The organism is Bacteroides sp. Marseille-P8574, assembly GCF_902825465.1.
GTDB lineage: Bacteria > Bacteroidota > Bacteroidia > Bacteroidales > Bacteroidaceae > Bacteroides > Bacteroides uniformis.
In genome coordinates, this window is sequence record NZ_CADEBE010000001.1 from 748,368 (window position 1) to 769,986 (window position 21,619).

Genomic DNA, 21,619 nt, shown 5'->3' on the forward strand with positions numbered 1-21,619 from the left:
CCTGCGGTGTGAGAGTCTAATATACACATAGCGCAGCCAATTAGCACATTGGCATATTAGCACATTAATCAAACTCCTCCCAATTTTTCGAAGAATTCTCCCAACCCCTTCCGAGCATCGGCAAGCTTGTCTTCCCAATGTTTCACGGAGTTCTGTCCGATAATATCCGTCACGTACTTCACCGAAATGAAAGGAACATTCTTGGCACGGCATACCAAAGCCTGGGCATAGGCTTCCATATCCACAACATCACCGGACACATCCGAGAGTTCTGTCAAGAAAGTATCCCCCGTATTGCATACACCGCCTGCCGGCCAGTGTAAACAATATCCTTTTTGGGACAACAAATCCATTGAATCAATCTCATACTCCATACCAAGCTCCACCAGCTTCTGCATATCACGGTCCACAAAATGACGGCATACGAAAATATCTCCTACCCGATGACGGATAGTCCCTGCCGTACCTACATTGACCACCAAGTCCGGTTGCGCATGGCTTATCGCTTCAGAAAGATAAAAAGCCGATTTCACCTTTCCCACACCGGTACGGAGATAGCCTATCTGCACCTCTTCCTCCCCTATCAGTCCGGGAAATTTCAATTCCGTAAATTCGCCTTGTACGGCATAAGTGACTAAAATTCTCATATCATTCTATCTTTTTAGAGTCTGTTTAAATTTTGTCCGGCATGAGGGTGGCAAAACGGTTGATGACACACCCTCCTCCTTCTCATGAAAAAGGCAAAGATAGAAACCTTTTTCAGAAGATTTCCATCTTTGCCCCATAAATGTAAAGTCACCCACACTCACAACCTCCCTGCCAGATAAGATTTCAATGACTCTACATATTCCTCAAATGCGTCTACTCCTTGCGGAGTGATCTTACAAATCGTACAAGGCATCTTTCCTTTAAAAGTCTTTGTCACCTCCACATATCCCGCCTTGCTGAGTTTGTCTATCTGCACGCTCAGGTTTCCTGCCGTAGCTTTGGTCTGCTGGCGGATATAGACAAAGTCCGCCTCCTCGACACTAATAAGCAACGACATCACCGCAAGCCGCAGTTCGCTATGGAGCAAAGGGTTCAGTTCTTTAAACATATGAGGAGTTCTATAAATTAAAATATTGTAGTACAGTTGTTTATATGGTTCCAAGAGCGTAAATTTGCAGAAAATAAGAATTTTATAATGAACAAGTTATCCCGATACCGTAAGCTTCGTTATAATCAACTATTTGAGTCAGAGAATCGTGAATTGCGTTTGAATGAAATGGGCAATCCTCTTGAAGTGTTGTCTCAGTATGTTGATTTTGAGATCTTTCGTCCTACTCTTGAATCAGCCCTTTTTACCGGAGAGCGCAAAAGTAATGCCGGTCGTCCGCCGATAGACTGTGTGCTGATGTTCAAGGTCTTGTTTCTTCAGCGTTATTATGGTTTGAGTGACCATCAGATAGAGTATCAGATAGTTGACCGTACGAGTTTCCGCAAGTTTCTTGGTATTGAATGTGTTGACGATGTTCCTGACGAGAAGACGGTGTGGAAGTATCGCGAACTCCTGACAAATACAGGCGTTTATGACAAGCTTTTTTCGGAATTTCATAGTTTCATGGAAAGTAAGGGTCTGCAATTCAATGAGGGTCGCATCATTGATGCCAGTTTTGTTATTGCCCCTCGCCAACGTAACACCCGTGATGAAAATGAGCAGATAAAACAGGGAGCGGGTAATAAGTTGTGGAATGACAATCCCCACAAGAAGTGCCACAAGGATGTAGATGCCCGCTGGACAAAGAAGCGTGATGAGACTTTTTACGGCTACAAGCAGCATACTAAAGTTGAGAAACGCAATAAGATCATACTTTCTTATGATACCACGTCGGCAGAAGTGCATGATTCCAAAGGCTTTGAAGGACTGCTGGATGAAAAAGACGAAGGCAAGGACTTGTATTTGGACGCCGGTTATGTCGGACAAGAGGAGATTGTAAAACAGCATAAGATGAATCCGATAATTTGCGAAAAGGGCTACCGTAACCGTCCGCTTACCAAGGAGCAGAAATCAGACAATAGGAAAAAATCCAAGACACGTTGCCTTGTCGAGCATGTATTCGGGTTTGAGGAACAAACCATGCGTGGACTTGTGGTGCGTACAGTAGGGCTTATTCGTGCTAAAGCCAATGTAGCACTCACCAGTCTTGTGTATAACATCAGTCGTTACACGCAAATAATCAGGCTGAAACCTGAGTTGTTGGGGTGAATTATGCCTGCACATCCAATTTTTACAACAAACACAAGTTAATTATTGTAAAAATTGGGGGGGTAGAAAATATTCGCTAAATTTGAAAGACTAAAGCTCACAAATTGGGCAGTTAAAGAGTTCTGCTGTCTGATACAAGAGGATAAATTGAATTGATAGAACTCACCATATATCATCCTCTTCTTTTATTGTTTGTGACGCTTCGCCACACTGTTCATGTAATGTCCGGGAATCACCATCATAAAGACGAACGCCAATGCAAAAAACAGTATCTGGTCTATGCCGGGCATATAGAAACATCCCAACGAGAGCAAGGCTCCCAGCACTCCCCCTATCGTAACCACTTTCGTGTTCACAATCAGTCCCGTCAGGGCAGTTCCCATCCCCATCATCAGCAAAATGACAAACAGAATAGGAATCTTCCATACAAATATGGCGGTACACGATACCAAGAAAGCACCCAGTCCAAATACCGTCCACACATAATCCACAACACGGTCTATGTAGGTCTTCAACATTTTCCGAGCCTTCCGCTGACTCCACAACGTAGCAGGAAAGGCTATGACTGGAAGCAGGAACCATAGGAATTGCCAATTGTTATTGCCCGTTTCCTTCAATAGAAACCAAACCAGCAACGAGATAATTACCGTTACATATCCCCACAGCAAAAAAGGTGTCCCTGAATTTTCCGCCATTCTGTCCTTCGTGTTCTGTATCATCCGAGTGATGAGTTCTAAACTCTCTTTCTCATTCAATTTTCTTTCTTCCATTTTCCTGCCGCCTTATTTGTTGCTTCCTTTTAATACCCGCTTAAGTGCTATCTCCACCTGCTTCGTGTCGGCGCTCACCTCCACATCCGCTATCGCGCAATACTCAGATGGAATTCCGTCTTCCCTATCCAACTGATAATTGTTGTTTTCATCATGATAGACATAAAGCTTATATTTACCCAGTGTCACATCTTTCAGTTCCAGTACCGCCTCCGTGCCCTTGGCATCTACCATACCATACTGCCCCTTGTCAGTGGCAATCATTATCTTTCCCACAGCAGAAGGTATGTTCATCACCTTCACTTTCAGAACATCTTGCGCAGACACCCCCAATGCAAATACACAAAGAAGAGCTGCCGCCATACTTCTACAAACAATCGTTTTCATAATCATTCTCCTTAAGTTATACATACCAAAATCACATTTCGGGTTCGAACTCCGATACAAAGATAGAAGGTTTATTTTATAAACTAAATTATTATATAAATTATTTTATTTATTTCTTAGCATCTCCTCCCTCCTTTACTACATACTATTCCAACCGCACCTAAAGAGTAGTGCCTAAAACAGCAAAAAGTAATTTCGGCCTTACTAAACAGTAATCGTCCAACAAGCGTCGGACGATTACTATTTAGTAACGGAGATACTAAGCTTTCGAAAAGCAAGAAATAAAATCCTTCTAAAAAGCAAATTGTTCCATACCTATCCACATCTCTTGAAAAGCCAGCCTCCACCACCCTTTTTCAATCCCTCAAAACCAGTACTTCATAGGCCACTTCGGTTATTTCGGCACTTCTACAGCATATTTTCTCCGAAAAGTTTTTGTAATCTCCAAGTAAATCGTATTTTTGTGTACAATTTTGGTGTAGTGATGACAGACGAAGAAAAGAAGCTATTAAGTACCTTTGAAGCCAGACTGCGGCATTTAATCTATCTGCACGATGAATTAAAACGCGAAAATGCTGAGCTAAAGCAACTTCTTGAAGCCAAAGAGGAGGAATACGGGAAGGTACAAGCTGAATACCGGGAACTGGAACTTAACTACACGAACCTAAAAACAGCTACGACAATCAGCCTTAACGGCAGTGACGTGAAAGAGACGAAACTGCGATTGTCCAAATTAGTGCGTGAAGTCGATAAATGCATCGCTTTGTTGAATGAATAAAGAGAAGAGGATGTATGAACGATAAGATAAAGATAAACCTGCAGATGGCAGGAGCCTCCTACCCTCTCACAATCAACCGTGAGGACGAGGAAATGGTAAGAGAAGCCGCCAAGCAGGTAGATATCAGGCTCAATGCGTATCGGGAGCATTATCAGAATGTGTCTCTAGAGAGAATTATAGCCATGGTGGCCTATCAGTTCGCTTTAGAAAACCTTCAGTTGAAGGACCGTAATGATACTGAACCCTATACCGCTAAAATAAAGGAACTGACAGAGGTATTGGAGACTTATTTCAAGGAACAATAAGCTACAATCCCTCCGTCGGGTCGGTAAAAGAGAGAAATTCGCGCACTGTACAAAAGTTTGCCCTTCATCAAAGCAAGCTTTTATGCAGTGCTTTTTTATTTATACACTAAAAACAAATTAATAAAATGACAGTAGTTACAATAGTATTATCCATTGCCTGCTTCATTGTCGGAGGGTTTGCCTCGTACTTGTTCTTCAAGCACGGGCTGAAAAACAAATACGACGGTATCTTGAGAGATGCGGAAGCGGAAGCGGAAGTGATTAAGAAAAATAAGTTGCTGGAAGTAAAGGAAAAGTTCCTGAACAAGAAGGCGGACTTGGAAAAAGAAGTGGCCCAACGTAACCAAAAGATACAACAGGCAGAAAACAAGCTGAAACAACGTGAATTGGTACTGAACCAGCGCCAGGAAGAAATCCAGCGCAAGAAGATGGAAGCAGAAGCCGTGAAAGAAAATCTGGAAGCCCAGCTGTCCATCGTGGACAAGAAGAAAGAAGAACTGGAGCACATGCAACGCCAGGAAATAGAAAAGCTGGAAGCCATTTCCGGACTTTCTGCCGAAGAAGCCAAAGAGCGCATGGTGGAATCCTTGAAGGAAGAAGCCAAAACGCAGGCCCAGTCCTACATTAACGACATCATGGACGACGCCAAACTGACAGCAAGCAAAGAGGCCAAGCGCATCGTGATACAGAGCATCCAGCGCGTGGCTACGGAAACAGCCATTGAAAACTCAGTAACCGTATTCCACATCGAATCAGATGAAATAAAGGGACGTATCATCGGTCGCGAAGGCCGCAACATCCGCGCCCTGGAAGCTGCCACCGGTGTGGAAATTGTGGTAGACGATACTCCGGAAGCTATCGTATTGTCAGCTTTCGACCCGGTTCGCCGTGAGATTGCACGTCTGGCATTGCACCAGTTGGTAACAGACGGACGTATCCACCCGGCACGTATCGAAGAGGTAGTTGCCAAAGTACGCAAGCAGGTAGAAGAGGAAATCATCGAAACCGGTAAACGCACTACTATCGACCTGGGCATCCACGGTCTGCATCCGGAACTTATCCGCATTATCGGTAAGATGAAATACCGTTCTTCATACGGCCAGAACCTTTTGCAGCATGCACGCGAGACAGCAAATCTTTGCGCTGTGATGGCATCAGAGCTGGGACTCAACCCGAAGAAAGCAAAACGTGCCGGACTGCTGCATGATATAGGCAAGGTGCCCGATGAGGAACCGGAATTGCCGCATGCACTCTATGGTATGAAGCTGGCAGAAAAGTTCAAGGAAAAGCCAGACATCTGCAACGCCATCGGTGCCCACCACGACGAAGTGGAAATGACCAGCCTGCTGGCCCCCATCGTACAAGTATGCGATGCCATTTCAGGAGCACGCCCGGGAGCACGCCGCGAAATTGTAGAAGCATACATCAAGCGCCTGAACGACCTTGAGCAACTGGCCATGTCCTATCCGGGAGTGACAAAGACATATGCCATCCAGGCAGGCCGTGAGCTGCGTGTCATTGTCGGTGCAGACAAGATTGACGACAAGCAGACGGAGAACCTTTCCGGTGAAATCGCCAAGAAGATTCAGGACGAAATGACTTATCCGGGTCAAGTGAAGATTACCGTTATCCGTGAGACACGTGCGGTGAGCTACGCAAAGTAACATCAGAAAAGAAAATAAATGTAGGAAAGGGTGAATATGGATTCACCCTTTTCTTATTTTTGCACCACAACCATAACTTTATAAAATGAAAGATTATCAGTTTGAAGTTTGTGCCAACTCCGTAGAGAGTTGTATTGCCGCACAAGCCGGCGGAGCAGACCGGGTAGAATTGTGCGCAGGCATCCCCGAAGGAGGGACAACCCCCTCATACGGCGATATCCTCATCGCACGGGAAGTATTGCAGCAGACCAAATTGCATATCATTGTCCGTCCCCGTGGAGGAGACTTCCTTTACTCCTCCACCGAACAGCGCATCATGCTGAAAGACATAGAGAATGCCCGCCGTCTAGGCGCTGACGGAGTCGTGTTCGGTTGCTTGACGGCAGAGGGAGATGTAGACATTCCATTGATGGAGCAGCTTATGGAAGCCTCACAAGGGATGTCCGTCACCTTCCACCGTGCTTTCGATGTATGCAGAAATCCACGAAAAGCGATAGAAGATATTATCGAATTAGGATGCAACCGCATCCTAACTTCCGGACAGCAACCTACAGCAGAGCGAGGCATTCCCCTTCTGAAAGAGCTCCAACAACAAGCATCAGACCGAATCATTCTATTGGCAGGCTGTGGGGTGAATGAAGCCAACATAGCCCACATTGCCCGAGAAACCGGCATCCGCGAATTTCATTTCTCCGCCAGGGAAAATATCGAGAGCTCCATGCTCTATCATAATTCCGCCGTCTCTATGGGAGGAACGGTACATATTGATGAATATACACATACCGTCACTACTGCGGAGCGGGTAAAGCGTACAATCGGAGCATTAAAAGCCTCTCCCCTAGCCCCTCCCCCGTAGGGAGGGGTCGGGGGAGAGACCTATAAAAAAAGGATGTACTTTCGGTACATCCTTTTTTATATCATAGGATAAATATTATTTCTTCACCGGAGAAGAGTATCTTGCATTCAGACCATCCAGAATCTCACGAGTGATGTTGTAGACACTGTCTGCATAGAGCAGATTGTCAAAACCCGTATTGCTGATAATCATGCTGTAACCTTTTGTCTTATTGTACTCCTTCAGGAAAGCGTTGATAGAATCACGCAGTTGCAGGCTATTCTTTTCATTCTCACTCATCAGTTCAGACTGCAGCTTGTTGCTCAGGTTCTGCAAATCCTGCTCCAACTTTGCGATGCGGTTGTATTCCTGCTGCGCTCTCTCCTGAGAAAGATAAGCGTTGTTCTGATACTTTGTCTGGAATTCCTGCTTCTGCTTCTCCAGTTCGCTGGCTTTCTGGTTCAATGTCAGACGGACATTCTCGCCCTTCTTCACCATAGCCTCATTCAAGTCTATGCAATAGTTGTATTTTGCCAAAAGCGTATCTATTTCAACATAAGCAATTTTCATTTCCGATAATCCGCCGGCTTGTGCAGGAGCGCTTGTTGTCTGTTTATCAGTATTGCCGGCACATTGAGCAAATAAAACGATCAGTGCGAGAGCTGCCAGACCGTTCATGAGGTAGTTTAATCTCTTCATAATTGATAAATATTGTTTTTTAAAATTAGTTCATACTATCGTTTAAGGCTTTTTCCAATTCATCAATGGAAAAACGGGACTTGCGTTGCGCTTCCCTATCCTGCGACTGCACGCAACCGATACCTCTATCGCGCATTGCCTTATTGCCACTGACATGCCCGTTAGGGAATCTCCCGCCTTTCACAAAAAAGACCTTCACACCCAATAAAACAATGCAAATAGCAACTATTAACAGAGTTATCAATATTGTATCAAGCATTTCCATTAATTTTGTTACATGAAAATAGTGTTTTTACTATTTTTGTGGGTGCAAATATAGGGCTTTGGTTGGACTAACTCGCCTTTTTTACTCTAAAAAAAGAGAAAGGGGAATAAAATAGTCAATCAATTTAACCATATTTAGCAATAAGTGGTTAATTTAATGGAGAATTGATATTTGACAATCGATAATGAAGGCTGCATAAACACATGTAAGGCAGCCGCTAATTCAGATAATTATGGAAAAAAAAGACTTGAAACCGGCTGGTGTATTTCACTATTTCGAGGAAATCTGCCAAGTGCCGCGCCCTTCGAAGAAGGAAGAGAAAATCATTGCTTACTTAAAAGCATTCGGAGAAAAACATAAGTTGGAAACGAAGGTGGACGAAGCCGGAAACGTTCTGATAAAGAAACCCGCTACTCCGGGTATGGAAAACCGCAAGACTGTCGTACTTCAATCGCACATCGACATGGTATGTGAAAAGAACAACGACGTGAAGCACGACTTCCTGACCGACCCTATCGAAACCGAAATTGACGGTGAATGGCTGAAAGCCAAAGGTACAACCTTGGGAGCCGACAACGGCATCGGTGTAGCCACCGAACTGGCTATCCTTGCCGACGACAGCATCGAGCACGGTCCTGTCGAATGCCTCTTCACCGTGGACGAGGAGACCGGACTGACCGGTGCCTTCGCCCTGAAAGAAGGCTTCATGAACGGAGACATCCTGCTGAACCTCGATTCCGAGGATGAAGGCGAGCTCTTCATCGGCTGTGCAGGAGGTATAGATTCCGTTGCCGAATTCACCTACCGGGAAGTGAACGTACCGACAGGGTATTTCTGCTGCAAAGTGCAGGTAAAGGGGCTGAAAGGCGGACACTCCGGCGGCGACATACACCTGGGGCGCGGCAATGCCAACAAACTGCTGAACCGCTTCCTGAGCCAGGCATCCCAGAAGTACGACATGTACCTTTGCGAAATAGACGGTGGCAACCTGCGCAACGCCATTGCCCGCGAAGCACACGCGGTAATTGCCATACCCGATGCCGACAAGCATGCCCTGCGTACAGACTTGAATGTCTTTGCCGCCGAAGTGGAGGCAGAATATGCCGTCGTTGACCCAGACCTCCAATTCGTGCTCGAATCGGAAGCAGCCCGTCCCAAAGCCATTGACAAAGATACCGCCAAGCGATTGTTGCAAACCATCTATGCCGCACCCCACGGTGTGTATGCCATGAGCCAAGACATTCCGGGGCTGGTGGAAACCTCCACCAATCTGGCCTCCGTAAAGATGAAGCCCGGCCATATCATCCGTATCGAGACCAGCCAGCGCAGCTCTACCGCCTCCTCCAAACAAGACATTGCCAATATGGTGCGCACTGTATTCGAGATGGGTGGTGCGGCCGTGTCCTTCGGTGACGGTTATCCCGGATGGAAGCCCAACCCGCATTCAGAAATCCTGGAAGTGGCTGTTGAGTCCTATAAACGTTTGTTCGGTGTAGATGCCAAGGTAAAAGCTATCCATGCAGGTCTGGAATGCGGACTGTTCCTTGACAAATACCCGGCACTGGACATGATTTCCTTCGGACCTACCCTGCAGGGTGTGCACTCTCCCGACGAACGGATGCTGATTCCTACCGTACAGAAGTTCTGGGACCATCTGCTGGATATACTGAAGCACATTCCGGTGAAATAAATATCCCGCGTTCCTTAAAGGGGAACGGGAATAGTTTGTATGAACGTTATCCATAAGATAGGAGTTATACTCTTCCTTCTCTGCCCGTACATCAGTCTGTACGGGCAAGAAGGAAAAGATACCCTCACGTTTCGGATAGTAAGCTACAATGTAGAAAACCTATTCGACTCCCGACATGACACACTAAAGAATGACTACGAGTTCCTGCCGGATGCCACCCGGCATTGGAACTACTCTAAATACAGAAAGAAACTGGATAATATAGCCCGCATCATCATCGCCACCGGAGGATGGACGCCTCCTGCCCTTGTTGCCTTGTGTGAGGTGGAGAATGACAGTGTGATGCGCGACCTTACCCGCTACTCTGCCTTGCGCGAAGCAGACTACCGGTATGTGATGACACAATCTCCCGACGAACGCGGCATCGACGTAGCGCTGCTTTATCAACGTAATCTTTTCAAACTGCTTTCCTATCAGAGCCTCCCCGTAGACAAGCCCCGGAAGAATAGCCGTCCCACACGGGACATTCTTCACGTCAGCGGATTGTTGCTGAACCGGGATACGCTTGATGTACTGGTAGCTCACTTCCCATCCCGTTCGGGAGGGGCAAGAGAATCTGAACCTTACCGGCTACTGGCTGCCCGAAAGGTGAAGCATGCCATAGACAGCCTATACGCGATACGCCGACATCCGCAAATTGTCCTTTTAGGGGATTTCAACGATTATCCGGAGAATAAATCGGTAAAGGAGGTGTTGGAGGCAGAAGCACCGTCAACATTGCAAGACTCTCTACATCCACAAAAACTTTACCATCTACTGGCAAGAAAAGCCAAGACACGCAAGCACTTCGGCAGCTACAAGTATCAAGGAGAATGGGGACTGCTGGACCACATCATCGTATCGGGTACGCTACTGCAAGAACACTCATCGCTACATACGGAGGAAGCGAAAGCAGATGTATTCTGCCCGCCCTTCCTACTGACAAGGGACAAGAAATACGGAGGGCAGCAACCTTTCCGCACCTACTACGGAATGAAGTATCAAGGCGGGTACAGCGACCACCTGCCCGTATATGCGGAGTTCCGGTTGACATATTAGAGCCTGTTTAAATTTTGCTCAAAAAGTTTTTTCAGCTTCTTTTGAGTTTCTTTTCGGTCTGTTTTCCTCTTTTTACTCGTCACATAGCCCGCTATGCTCCTCGTAAAAACAGAAAAACATCCTCAAAAAGAACTCTCAAAATAATGCAGAACAAAATTTAAACAGGCTCTTAGTCGGAATACTGATACAGCTTCAAGTCAAACTTCTGTACCATCACCAGCAAGTGGTCGAAGATGTCGGACTGAATGCGCTCGTACTCTTTCCATACCTTGTTGCGAGAGAAGAAATATACCTGGATGGGTACCCCATACGTCGTGGGTTCCTTCTGGCTGATAATCAAGTCCATCTCCTGGTTCACCACCGGCAGGCTGCACAAATAGCGTTCAATGTAGATACGATAGAGCTGCGCATTGGTTGGCACCTCTCCTTCTGCAGGCTGATAGTCGGCCATCAAGGGGACTTCCTTGCGGATATTATCCAGCATTTCCGGAGTGCAGAACTTCAGGGTAGTCATATCCAGAAAGATATTCTTGTTTACCCGTCGCCCGCCACTTTCCTGCATGCCGCGCCAGTTCTGGAAGGAGTTGTTCACCAGGGTATACGGCGGTACGGTCGAGATGGTTTCGTCCCAGTTGCGTATCTTGACCGTGTTCAGCGTAATCTCCTCTACAACTCCATTGGCAACGCCACCCGGCAGCGCTATCCAGTCCCCTATCCGCAACATGTCGTTAGCAGAGAGCTGCACGCCGGCTACAAACCCCAGAATGCTGTCCTTAAATACCAGCATCAGTACAGCCGCAGATGCGCCCAGACCGGCAAACAAGGTCATAGGAGACTTGCCTATCAGCACTGAAACCACTATGATGCCTCCGATAAAAAACAGTAGCACTTGCAATACCTGCACGAAGCCTTTCAGCGGACGGTTCTTCTGCTTGTCCTTCATGTTATAAACATCGAGCATCACCAGCAACAAGCCGTTGATAGTAAGCAGCACCGCCACAATGATATAGACAGCACACACCTTTTGTGAGAACTCAAGCATCTCCTTTCCACGCACAAAGGCCATGGGCAGCAGGTAGTAGATGAGGATTCCCGGCAGAATATGTATCAAATGGTGTATCACCCTGCGTTTCATCAGCAACGTATTCCACTGATGGGGAGAGCGCCGGGTATAATGCTTCATACCGCCAACGAAGATTGCCTGGCACAAATAGTCCAGCCCTATCGAAAGCCCCACCATCAGCAGTGCAATAATCGTCTCGTCAAACATATCGGCAAACTTCGGGTCTATCCCCCAACCTATCAAGACTTTATTCATCCATCCTCCTAAACTCATCATAAGCTCTCTTTTTTTTGAAGTGTCTTGTTTGTATAACAATCCAAAGATAAAGATGTTTTCAAAGAACGGCAAGCATATACCCTTTTTTCATCAACGACTCAATCCTCACGCTCGGGTCGTTTTTTAGCGACCGCCGCAGATAGGACATCTGTACATTCAAGGCAAGGGAGTTGGCATACGAGGCAGTGCCCCACACAGCATCCAGCAACGTATCGCGACTGACAGTCTTATTCACATTCAGCGCAAGCAAGCGAAGGATATCGGCTTGACGGGAAGTAATCAGCACCTTACTATTTCCCGTACGAATCTCGTTCGTACTGTAATTGAATACGGAATGGCCGAAAGCATACATCTCATCCTCCGCCACGCCGGACAACTGCGAAGTGAAACGCTCGCGGATACGCGCTGTCAGCTCTTCCGGATAGAAAGGTTTGGCAAGATAATCGTTCGCCTTCAGTTGGAATCCTTGCAGGCGGTCGGCCTTATCGCTACGGTCGGAAAGGAAAAAGATCAGGACGTGTTTATCCATCTCGCGGATGCGTTCAGCCACTTCAAAGCCATTGTAACCGGGCATATTGATATCGAGCAATACCAAATCAGGCTTTATGAGCGGAAATTGTTCCAGAGCAATTTTCCCGTTTCCGGCATAAGTCACTTCATAGCCTTCCTTCTCAAGAAAGCGCTTCAGCAGCATTGAATATTTCAAATCATCATCGGCAAAAAGTATTTTCAAGGCTTTCATATCATTGGTTATTTTAGAGTAGGGATTATGCGGGTTAGCACGGACTTATTGAGGAATATTAATTTCAATCATTGTTCCCTTGCCAGCCTGACTATTTAAAGAAATGCTTCCATGATGCGCCTCTACCAGCAACTTTACATAGCTCAACCCCAGACCAATGCCGGGCAACGAACGGTCGGGAAGATTACTGCCCCGATAGAACTTATCGAATACACGGTTCTGTTCGGAAACCGGAATGCCGATGCCATCATCAGACACCCGTATCGTCAATTGGTGATCCTGCAAAAGGCAATCTACAACAATATGCACAGACTTGCCCGAATACTTTACGGCGTTCTCTATCAAATTACTGATAATATTAGAAACATGCACCGGGTCTGCCGTTACCAGAGTCTCCGAACTGAAATGGGTTTCAATAGCAACATCCTTATCCTCAGGAACATGGTAAAGCCGGACAAGCTTTTCCAAACTCGTCTTTATATCAAATGTACGGACGGAAAGCTGCGTGTGTTCATCATCGGCACGCGTCATATCACGTAGTTTTGAAAGATAGGCCGACAAGTTATCCAGCTCGGACATGGAATCGTGAATCACTTCATCCATCGCTTTCTCATCTGTTCGCATAGACTTGTCATTGAGAAAGGCTATACACATTTTCAGAGCCTGGACGGGACGTTTCAGTTCATGTATCATAGTGTTTACAAAGCTTTTTCGCAGTTCGTCTATCCGCCGTTGCTTCAAGATGGTTTTTATCTGAAACAGCAGACAAAGCCCCAGCAGAAATATCAGACATGTACTGCCCACTAACTGCCAACCCATACGCACAAGTACCACATGAGGTGAAACTTTCACGGAAACAAGCACAAACTGGCGTTTCAGGGGATTATAAGGATACATTACTTCTATATATGGATTGAACAATGTACCTTGCCGTTTCAGTTCCGCATTCCACTGGTAAATGGAATCTTCGGAAACCACCAGATGCGTAGTAAACGTTTGTTCGTCCAAACGTATGGCAAGCAAGGAATCAAATTGCTGCAACGCAAAAGGCACATCCAACTCCAAACGATAAAGATTAATAATAGAGTTCAAATTAGGAGCATCTTTATCGGACATATTGATTTTGAATGAATCCTTCGCAATGAGCCGCTCTTCCGGCAAAAGGGTGTCTAACGCCAATGCCCATTTCCTACGCTTTGCCTCTCTCTCTTTATCATCTGTACTGGCAGAGTCCTGCTGCTCTATTTTGAGAGTTTCTATATTCTTTTGGCCCAAGCTCTCCAAGTCCCGCCCTTTCAGAACACCCAAAATTAATTCGTCGATAGTGGTCCGCTTTTCCAAATCAATGGATTTGCTCAGGTGATAGAAGAACATATTGGTATTGCTAAGCACCTTTTTGGGTTGGGGAGTACGGATAGAGTCATACTGTTGGGTGGTCTGCAAGATGCAATCATAAATACCATTGATTTGTTCATCATTCATATACTGATACTGATTACGCAACCAGTAGACCTGTCCGCAGGTAATAAGCAGTATCGATGCGATGGAGAATATCCAAACGATCTTAATCCGTTGTTCCATAATTGTTCTTTTTTAGTCTCACTTAGAAAGACTTTCATTTAGTACCGGCAAAGGTAGAAGTTAGCTTGCAAATATAGGTACGTGCGAGGCAGATATTATGTATTGAGTAATATTTCAGTAATAACTTTCAGCCTCTTCTGAAGCAAAATCCGCATAGTTTTGCAGTACAATAATCGCTGGAAGCAATATGTAAAACCTCTAAAAATGTAAAAACTATGAGTGCAAGAATTATTTTCCTCAATCTGTGTCTCGCTATATTGTTCGCATCACAAGCGAAGGCACAAATCATCGTTTCTGATGGAACGAAAATACAGAATGATACCATCGGTGAAGCACAAATCCTTGTGCAATATGAAACGCGCTGTATCAGTAATACGGAAAAGCCGGAAAATGTTACGGAAGAAACCATGATGCTGGAAGTCGGTAAAAATCTCTCTAAGTTCTACAGTTACACCAAGTATGTTTGCGACTCTGTACTGGCAGTAGACTTCGCCAATAAAGCCTCGCAGGAAACGATTAATGAACATCTGAAACAATACGGAACAAGCAAACTGAGCGAACGAACCTTCAGAGGTTATCCTGCCGGAAAAGTAACGACTCTCGATGAAGTGGCAGGCATGACGCGCCTGCGTTGCGAAGAAACGGATGAACGTCCGCAGTGGAAGATACTGGCAGAAAACGATAGTGTCCTCTCCTACCTTTGCAGCAAAGCCGAATGTCAATTAAAAGGCCGTACATGGACGGCATGGTTTACTGCAGAAATACCCATAAGCGAAGGTCCATGGAAGCTTTGCGGACTGCCCGGACTGATACTGAAAGCCGAAGACAGTGAAGGGCATTATTCATTCACTGCCACAGGTGTAGAGCAATGCCACACATATCGGCCGATACTTTTCGACGGAAAGAAGCACGAACCGATGAACCGCAAAGCATACAACAAAGTGCACGAACGTTATTATGCCGATCCGGTAGGATTTATCACCGGAAGCATGCCGAACGTCACCGTTAAGGTTAGTGATGAACACGGCAATGCAACCAAGAACCCGAAAAACATTCCTTATAATCCACTGGAACGATAATATTTCTCCACACCCGTAAGCATTCGTGAAATCTATCGCATACTGAATGCATTTCAGTCGTATACTGAACCCTATTCAGTCGTATAGTGAATGCCATTCAGTCGTATACTTAAATATTTTCTTTTTACACATTGATAATCAATAAATTACGAAATTGTCATAATCGTATAAAAATTTCAACAAACTTCAATTGCCAAACAATCAATTATTGCAGTGTATGAATAAAAAAACTATCATTCTATTTTTCCTGTTTCTCTTTAGTTTCTTGTCGCCTACCTACGCCCAGACGTTGAGCGGCAAGATAACAGATGCAGAAACCAATCAACCGCTGGAAGCTGTAATGATTAGTGTATTACGCGGACACACAACGATAGACTATGCATTGACCGATGCCAAAGGACAATTTTCTTTGCCGTGGAAGCATAGCGGAATGCTGCAACTCAATATTTCTTTGTTAGGCTATAAGAGAGAAATGCGGAATATCAATGCGGCAGGAATCCTGAATCTCAGCCTACAACCGGAAGCCATCGTATTAAAAGAAGTACAAATACGTCCCGGACGTATCAATACCCGAAAAGATACGGTGAGATATGACTTGGCACAGTTTGCTTCATCTAAAGATGTGCACATAAAGGATGTATTGAAGAAACTTCCGGGCGTGGATGTAGATGAAAACGGACAGGTTAAGTATAAAGGGAAAGCCATCGACCACTACTTTGTGGAAGGAATGGACGTGACAGGCGGACGTTATAACCAAATCAACAACAATCTGAGCGCCAAAGCCGTAAAGAGTGCGGAAATCATGGAGAACTATCAGTCAGTAAAGGCCTTGAAAGGAAAAATCAATTCCGACGAAGTGGCATTAAACCTGAAACTCGACCCGAAAGCACGCGATCAATGGATAGCAAACGGTACTCTGGGAACCGGATGGAGTGACAACAACAAAATCCTGTGGGAAGGCAGACTGAATGCCCTTCAACTGGGTAAAGGAAAACAGAGTGTCTATAATTACAAGACGAATAACAATGGCAAGGACCTCAGCAACGAGCAAACCAAACTGACCGGAAATGGCCAGCAACAAGTTCCGCTTTCCGGTTTTCTCTCCCAGCCGGGCATCAGCGCACCATTAGACAAGAATCGCTTATTATTCAATGAAACCCACACCCTGAACGGCAACCGTATGTACAAATGGAATGATGACCGCAGCTTACGCCTGCAAGCCGGATATACTCATGAGCTAATCCGACAGCAACGGGGAAATACCCAAATCTATTATCAACCGACAGATACCATACAAATAGACGAAACCTACCATTATCGTCTGAGAAGTGACATCGCTAATCTGGAACTGCGTTATGAAGATAACAGCAGCCGGAATTATATATCCAACCGCTTCACCGTAGACGGAGAAATAAATCGCGGACGTTCGGAGGAACTGGGACAAACTCTGCAAACGTCACAGCTAAGTGCCGGAAACTACTTCAATCTTATCCGAAACCGGGAAAGCGGAACCTGGGAATTTCGTTCGACGACACAGTATGCTTACCAGCCTGCATCCTTACTACTCGAAGAAGGAAAAAGTAAATTCAACCAGCACAACTTCTACACAGATAACAGTGCCGCATATCTACGAAAGTATGATGGATTTACCCAACAATATAAGGCAGGAATACAAGGAGAACGGGCTACCCTGAAATATACTCCGACAAGACAGCCCAATGATTTCAATGCTTCGCATCTGTCATTGTATATTACCCCCTACTTCCAGCTGGAACGTGGAAAATGGCTGGCTACACTTTCGCTTCCTCTGAAAGCAGATCGGTATTTCTCACAACAGCGTTCGTTCCTGTTCTTCAATCCGTCCATGTATTTGCGCTATAAACTGGATTATCATTGGACGTTCTCCCTTTATGGCAGTCTGAAACGCTCGGCAGGAGACTTCTCCGACTTGTATCCGGGACTCTACCAAACTGATTACCGCACCTGGCGAGACGGCAACGGACTTTTCCCTACCAGCCTCACGCAAACCTACAATCTCTACGGAGAGTACAAAAACACTGTACAGGAATTTTTCATCACTGCCGCACTAACCTACAGCCGCAGCAACCGGAATACTCTTTTCGAACAGAGTGTTTCCGAAAATGCCATTGTCTACACTCGTCGTGAACTACCGAACCATAACGATAGCTGGAATCTCAGCAGTACTTTGTCCAAAGGTATATACGACTGGCATTTGAAAACCTCACTCACCCTACTACTCAGTCGCAGCAGTGGCGAACAGCTTACCCGCCTGGCTGACAGCGAGGGTAACCGGCAAAGTCTTCTGCAGACCTATCGTTATGATTATCTGAAAGCAGAGCCTAAAATAATCTGGTCTCCCGCAGATATTTTTGAAGCGGAATATCATGCCACATTAGGCTATGGCGGCAGTAAGATAGGAAGTGATACCCGTCTCACCCCGTTACTGGACTTCGTACAACGGCTACATCTCACATTCAGTATCGGGCAGGTAGACCTACGGCTATCCGGCGAGCATTACCGGAATGACTTAGGAGGGGACGCACATCTCAACACCGTGTTCGCAGATGCATCCCTTATCTATAAAAGAAAAAAATGGAGATTGGAAGCAAGCCTCAACAACCTGTTCAACAAAAAAGAGTATGCTTACACAACGTATTCCACCACGCAAAGCTACACTTCACGACTAAATATACGTCCGAGGGAAGCAATGGTGACGATAAATCATCAGTTCTGAGCCTGCAATATCATCACCGTGGAATATATCAATATCCCAACTATCGTCAATCCGCCCACCAATATGGGAGCATAAATATGGGGGACTTTCTTCATGGTCTTATACCCGCTGACTTTCAAGAAAAGGCGATATACAATGTATGCGGCAATCAATCCAACCAATGTTCCCGCGATGAGATCGCCCGGATAATGCACTCCCAAGTAGATACGTGAATAGCAGGTCAGCAACGCCCATCCCATCATAAACACAGTGAGCCATCGTTTACGGAAAAGAAACCAGACAAAGAATGCCAGGCCAAAAGTATTGGCAGCATGACAGGAGGGGAATCCATAACGCCCTCCTCGATGTCCGTTTACGATATGCACCATGTCGGATATGGGATTTTCCAGATTGGCGGGACGAAGGCGTTCCACATACGGGCGTATCAATGTTGCCCCCGTCTGGTCGGCAATGGTAATTACGAGTGCCAGACCGACCATGCAGAACAAAGTCACTTTCCAATGGAAGTTGCGCAGCATCACATACCAAATGGCAGCATACATCGGCACCCAGACCCACTTACCGCTGTAGGCACTCATAAAGTAATCGAAAAAGGTGTTGTGCATCCCATTGATGAAAAGGAATATGTTTGTGTCTATATCTATCGCCCCTTGCAAGACATCCATAAGTGCTGTCATACTTTATACTCTTATACTTTAATTATCTTCCTTTATCTTTTTGCTATATCGTCATACAATTTCTGCAGATAGGCTTTGCCCAACGGCAAGTTCTTTCCCTTTGCCGTGCCCTCATCCACTACCACAGCACCTGCCTGGCAATTGAATATCACCTGGTTGTCCGCTGTCACCATACCGAAAGCATCGGGTACGGTAAAGAACGCGAAATGAGGGGAAGCGGGATTAAGCATATCTTTACTGAAAACAAACTCTTCATGGGGCAGCGCCAATTGGGCCAGCAACGTGGCTGCAATGTCATGTTGCGAGCCATAGACGTCAATGCGCCTCGGCTCTCGGATGGCACCGCCCACCATCAACAGAGGTATCCGGTAGCGTTCTACCGACAAATTGTCGATATGTTCGGGATAAGCTCCCAAGTGGTCTGGAACAAACACAATCACCGTATTCTTCCACTGGGGGAGCTCACGGAACTGTCTTACAAAATCGCCTGCACAACTATCCGTATAGGCAAAGGCGTTCAGCCGGTCATTCTCCAGACGACGGAAAGGTACTTCAAAAGGCTCGTGGCTGCTGGAGGTCTGCAAGACACGGAAATAAGGAGTTTTCTCTTCTGCAGTTCCTTCGGCAGCTTCGGTTTTCAAGTCTTCCAGCAGACGGTTGAATACGAGATGGTCGTGCGCCCCCCACTTACTTAAACGTTCCGTTACGGGAAAGTCCTGGTCGGAAACAATATCTTCAAAGCCCGATGACATCAGGTAGGAACGCATATTGGTAAAGTCGGCATCACCGCCATAATAATACTTGGTACCATAACCCGCCTTCCGCAAGCTGCCTGCAATGGCAGGAATGGACTGCGTTTTACGGGGATACTTCATAATACTCGTAGTGGGCTGGGCAGGATAGCCACTCAAGATAGCCACCAGTCCACGGTCCGTACGAAAACTGTTGGCGTAGAAGTTCGTAAAGAGCACCCCTTCCTTACTCAAGCTATCCAGATGGATGGCAATATTCGGCTCACCTCCCAAAGCTGTCATCAACCTAGAGGAAAAACTCTCAAGAATCACAAAGAGTACATCGGGACGCTGAGTATTGAATAAAGTATGCAGCGAATCGGCAGATTGCCGCACAGAATCCGTCTCTTCCGTTTGACCACCGGCAACTGCGGGTTCAAGCATGTCTTTAAAAAGCCGGTCGGCCTCCGCAGCTTCCATAAAACGGTATTGCTTGCTAAAGTCCTTCTGCTTGGCAAGAGATTCCATCAGACTGAATGCAGGGTTGATAGCTGCATGGTTCAGACGCTGCTCGGCACTGAAATAGACTTTCCCCACATTCATGGTAGATACTGTAAAGCCTCCACGGATAGGAATAAACAGCAGCCCCGTCATCAGCAACAATATACCTGACACCTTCAGGCGACGATAAGGCAGTTTCATCCGCAGCAACAGGTTCTTCTGCAGCAAGATGCCGTAGAAAACAGCATACAGCACGACAGCATAAACAGCCATTGCCACAATTCCCCCCAGCACCATCCAAATGCTGACACTGGCCACTGCGTCTTTAGGGGAGGAAAAGAAATAGAATAACGGAGTAGCATCCAAACGGAACCCCCAATACTCGTATAATCCTAAATCGACAGTAAAAATTATGGAGATAAGTACTGAAATGAAGAGGAAATAGCTGCACCAGATGCGATAAAGGGATTTAGAAAGTGTCCATACAGAGGTTATGAAAAGAAAACCGGGAATAGCTGTCAGATAACCAGCCAGAGATAGGTCTAAAGGTAACCCATGCCAAATGACACTGAACCAGTCCGCACACGAGGCATCCGGGTACAGCGATTTGTAAAACAGCATAAACAGTGGTTTCTGCAACACAAAAATGCAGACAAACAAGCAGTATGTCTTAATAAATCCTATGAGCCTATCTTTCATCGGTGCCTTATTGTATATCTAAATATAAGGCGCAAAAATAAATCTTTTTATTCTATTTCTCACCAATATTAGTCAATAATTACATTGAAAGATAGGCTTATAGGATATTTTAAGTTTATCCGTTCACGCGTTTGTAATCTTCAAGGAACTTCCTCAGACCGGAATCGGTCAGCGGATGATTAAGTAAACCCTTAATGGCCGAAAGCGGACAAGTAGCCACATCAGCACCCACCTCTATACACTGCATGATATGTGCCGTATGACGGATAGAGGCGGCAAGTACCTGGGTGGTATATCCATAATAACGGTACATCTCTACAATCTTCGCAACCAATGCAATGCCATCCTCACAGATATCATCGAGACGCCCCACAAACGGAGAAACATACGTTGCACCTGCCTTGGCTGCAAGCAATGCCTGACCGACAGAAAATACCAGAGTACAATTTGTACGGATACCTTTGCCCGAGAAGTATTTAACGGCCTTGATACCTTCTGCAATGCAAGGCACCTTCACTACGATATGCGGATTCAAGGCTGCCAATTCTTCACCCTCTTTAATCATGCCTTCATAGTCGGTAGCTATCACCTCGGCACTCACATCGCCTTGCACAATATTACAGATGTCCACATAGTGCTTACGCTGGTTCTCCACTCCTTTGATACCTTCTTTTGCCATAAGCGAAGGATTAGTGGTAACTCCGTCGAGTACGCCCAAGTCATAGGCCTCCCGAATCTGTTCCAAATTTGCCGTATCAATAAAAAACTTCATGATATAA

21 protein-coding genes are annotated in these 21,619 nt (G+C 45.8%); 9 read left to right on the plus strand and 12 right to left on the minus strand.

Translation table 11 applies throughout. The features are described from left to right. Positions 1-68 precede the first annotated feature (68 nt). Positions 69-647 (minus strand): MTA/SAH nucleosidase, encoded by a 579-nt coding sequence (locus HUX74_RS03300; protein ID WP_005826419.1) that lies wholly within the window; start codon positions 645-647, stop codon positions 69-71. A gap of 158 nt (positions 648-805) precedes the next feature. Further along, positions 806-1,096, minus strand: coding sequence for a transcriptional regulator (locus HUX74_RS03305; RefSeq protein ID WP_005826416.1), 291 nt, complete (start codon positions 1,094-1,096; stop codon positions 806-808). Positions 1,097-1,183: 87 nt separating this feature from the next. On the opposite strand from HUX74_RS03305, the gene HUX74_RS03310 reads away from it, so the two are divergent. After that, positions 1,184-2,245 (plus strand): IS5-like element IS1169 family transposase, encoded by a 1,062-nt coding sequence (locus tag HUX74_RS03310; protein ID WP_008657074.1) that lies wholly within the window; start codon positions 1,184-1,186, stop codon positions 2,243-2,245. Positions 2,246-2,430: 185 nt separating this feature from the next. On the opposite strand, the gene HUX74_RS03315 is transcribed toward HUX74_RS03310, so the two are convergent. Beyond that, the gene (locus HUX74_RS03315; protein WP_005826414.1) at positions 2,431-3,015 is read right to left on the minus strand and encodes a hypothetical protein; all 585 of its coding nucleotides are present in this window, start codon (positions 3,013-3,015) and stop codon (positions 2,431-2,433) included. Positions 3,016-3,027: 12 nt separating this feature from the next. Next, on the minus strand, positions 3,028-3,402 hold the full coding sequence (locus tag HUX74_RS03320) for a DUF2141 domain-containing protein (RefSeq protein WP_129643865.1): 375 nt from the start codon (positions 3,400-3,402) through the stop codon (positions 3,028-3,030). A 463-nt stretch (positions 3,403-3,865) separates the two neighbouring features. On the opposite strand from HUX74_RS03320, the gene HUX74_RS03325 reads away from it, so the two are divergent. The 4 genes from HUX74_RS03325 to HUX74_RS03340 all read left to right on the plus strand — a co-directional run bounded on the left by HUX74_RS03325 (position 3,866) and on the right by HUX74_RS03340 (position 7,005). Next, positions 3,866-4,180: a hypothetical protein gene (locus tag HUX74_RS03325; RefSeq protein WP_005835817.1), complete on the plus strand. Its 315-nt coding sequence runs from the start codon at positions 3,866-3,868 to the stop codon at positions 4,178-4,180. 14 nt (positions 4,181-4,194) lie between these two features. Further along, the gene (locus HUX74_RS03330) at positions 4,195-4,485 is read left to right on the plus strand and encodes a cell division protein ZapA (RefSeq protein WP_005826408.1); all 291 of its coding nucleotides are present in this window, start codon (positions 4,195-4,197) and stop codon (positions 4,483-4,485) included. 125 nt (positions 4,486-4,610) lie between these two features. Next, positions 4,611-6,149 (plus strand): ribonuclease Y, encoded by a 1,539-nt coding sequence (rny, locus tag HUX74_RS03335; protein WP_005835816.1) that lies wholly within the window; start codon positions 4,611-4,613, stop codon positions 6,147-6,149. Positions 6,150-6,234: 85 nt separating this feature from the next. After that, positions 6,235-7,005 carry a copper homeostasis protein CutC gene (locus HUX74_RS03340; protein ID WP_174646210.1) on the plus strand — a complete coding sequence of 257 codons (771 nt, stop codon included), beginning with the start codon at positions 6,235-6,237 and terminating at the stop codon, positions 7,003-7,005. Positions 7,006-7,080: 75 nt separating this feature from the next. On the opposite strand, the gene HUX74_RS03345 is transcribed toward HUX74_RS03340, so the two are convergent. Both HUX74_RS03345 and HUX74_RS03350 read right to left on the minus strand, forming a co-directional pair. Then, positions 7,081-7,683, minus strand: coding sequence for an OmpH family outer membrane protein (locus HUX74_RS03345; RefSeq protein WP_005835815.1), 603 nt, complete (start codon positions 7,681-7,683; stop codon positions 7,081-7,083). 25 nt (positions 7,684-7,708) lie between these two features. After that, a complete protein-coding gene (locus HUX74_RS03350) occupies positions 7,709-7,942 on the minus strand; it encodes a hypothetical protein (protein ID WP_005835814.1) in 234 nt (77 codons plus the stop codon). Between the two features lie 238 nt (positions 7,943-8,180). Between HUX74_RS03350 and HUX74_RS03355 the strand changes: the two genes are divergently transcribed. Both HUX74_RS03355 and HUX74_RS03360 read left to right on the plus strand, forming a co-directional pair. Beyond that, positions 8,181-9,638, plus strand: coding sequence for an aminoacyl-histidine dipeptidase (locus HUX74_RS03355; protein WP_174646211.1), 1,458 nt, complete (start codon positions 8,181-8,183; stop codon positions 9,636-9,638). A gap of 39 nt (positions 9,639-9,677) precedes the next feature. Beyond that, a complete protein-coding gene (locus HUX74_RS03360; RefSeq protein WP_174646212.1) occupies positions 9,678-10,736 on the plus strand; it encodes an endonuclease/exonuclease/phosphatase family protein in 1,059 nt (352 codons plus the stop codon). A 169-nt stretch (positions 10,737-10,905) separates the two neighbouring features. On the opposite strand, the gene HUX74_RS03365 is transcribed toward HUX74_RS03360, so the two are convergent. From HUX74_RS03365 to HUX74_RS03375, 3 genes are read right to left on the minus strand one after another with little or no spacing between them, the layout of a single operon-like run. Further along, the gene (locus tag HUX74_RS03365) at positions 10,906-12,075 is read right to left on the minus strand and encodes a mechanosensitive ion channel family protein (protein ID WP_016273209.1); all 1,170 of its coding nucleotides are present in this window, start codon (positions 12,073-12,075) and stop codon (positions 10,906-10,908) included. A gap of 58 nt (positions 12,076-12,133) precedes the next feature. Next, positions 12,134-12,817 carry a response regulator transcription factor gene (locus HUX74_RS03370; RefSeq protein WP_005835806.1) on the minus strand — a complete coding sequence of 228 codons (684 nt, stop codon included), beginning with the start codon at positions 12,815-12,817 and terminating at the stop codon, positions 12,134-12,136. A gap of 45 nt (positions 12,818-12,862) precedes the next feature. Continuing rightward, complete coding sequence (locus HUX74_RS03375) at positions 12,863-14,398, minus strand: sensor histidine kinase KdpD (protein ID WP_005835804.1); 1,536 nt, start codon at positions 14,396-14,398, stop codon at positions 12,863-12,865. 215 nt (positions 14,399-14,613) lie between these two features. On the opposite strand from HUX74_RS03375, the gene HUX74_RS03380 reads away from it, so the two are divergent. Further along, positions 14,614-15,477, plus strand: coding sequence for a GLPGLI family protein (locus HUX74_RS03380; RefSeq protein WP_005835802.1), 864 nt, complete (start codon positions 14,614-14,616; stop codon positions 15,475-15,477). Between the two features lie 217 nt (positions 15,478-15,694). After that, entirely contained in the window at positions 15,695-18,232 is a 2,538-nt protein-coding gene (locus HUX74_RS03385; protein ID WP_174646213.1) for a carboxypeptidase-like regulatory domain-containing protein, read from the plus strand. On the opposite strand, the gene HUX74_RS03390 is transcribed toward HUX74_RS03385, so the two are convergent. The 3 genes from HUX74_RS03390 to fsa form a co-directional block, all read right to left on the minus strand. Further along, positions 18,223-18,909 carry a phosphatase PAP2 family protein gene (locus tag HUX74_RS03390; protein ID WP_117866962.1) on the minus strand — a complete coding sequence of 229 codons (687 nt, stop codon included), beginning with the start codon at positions 18,907-18,909 and terminating at the stop codon, positions 18,223-18,225. The genes HUX74_RS03385 and HUX74_RS03390 overlap by 10 nt on opposite strands. Before the next feature lie 32 nt (positions 18,910-18,941). Continuing rightward, positions 18,942-20,840: an LTA synthase family protein gene (locus HUX74_RS03395; RefSeq protein ID WP_005835796.1), complete on the minus strand. Its 1,899-nt coding sequence runs from the start codon at positions 20,838-20,840 to the stop codon at positions 18,942-18,944. Between the two features lie 115 nt (positions 20,841-20,955). Next, entirely contained in the window at positions 20,956-21,612 is a 657-nt protein-coding gene (gene fsa / locus HUX74_RS03400) for a fructose-6-phosphate aldolase (RefSeq protein WP_005835793.1), read from the minus strand. Positions 21,613-21,619: the final 7 nt, after the last annotated feature.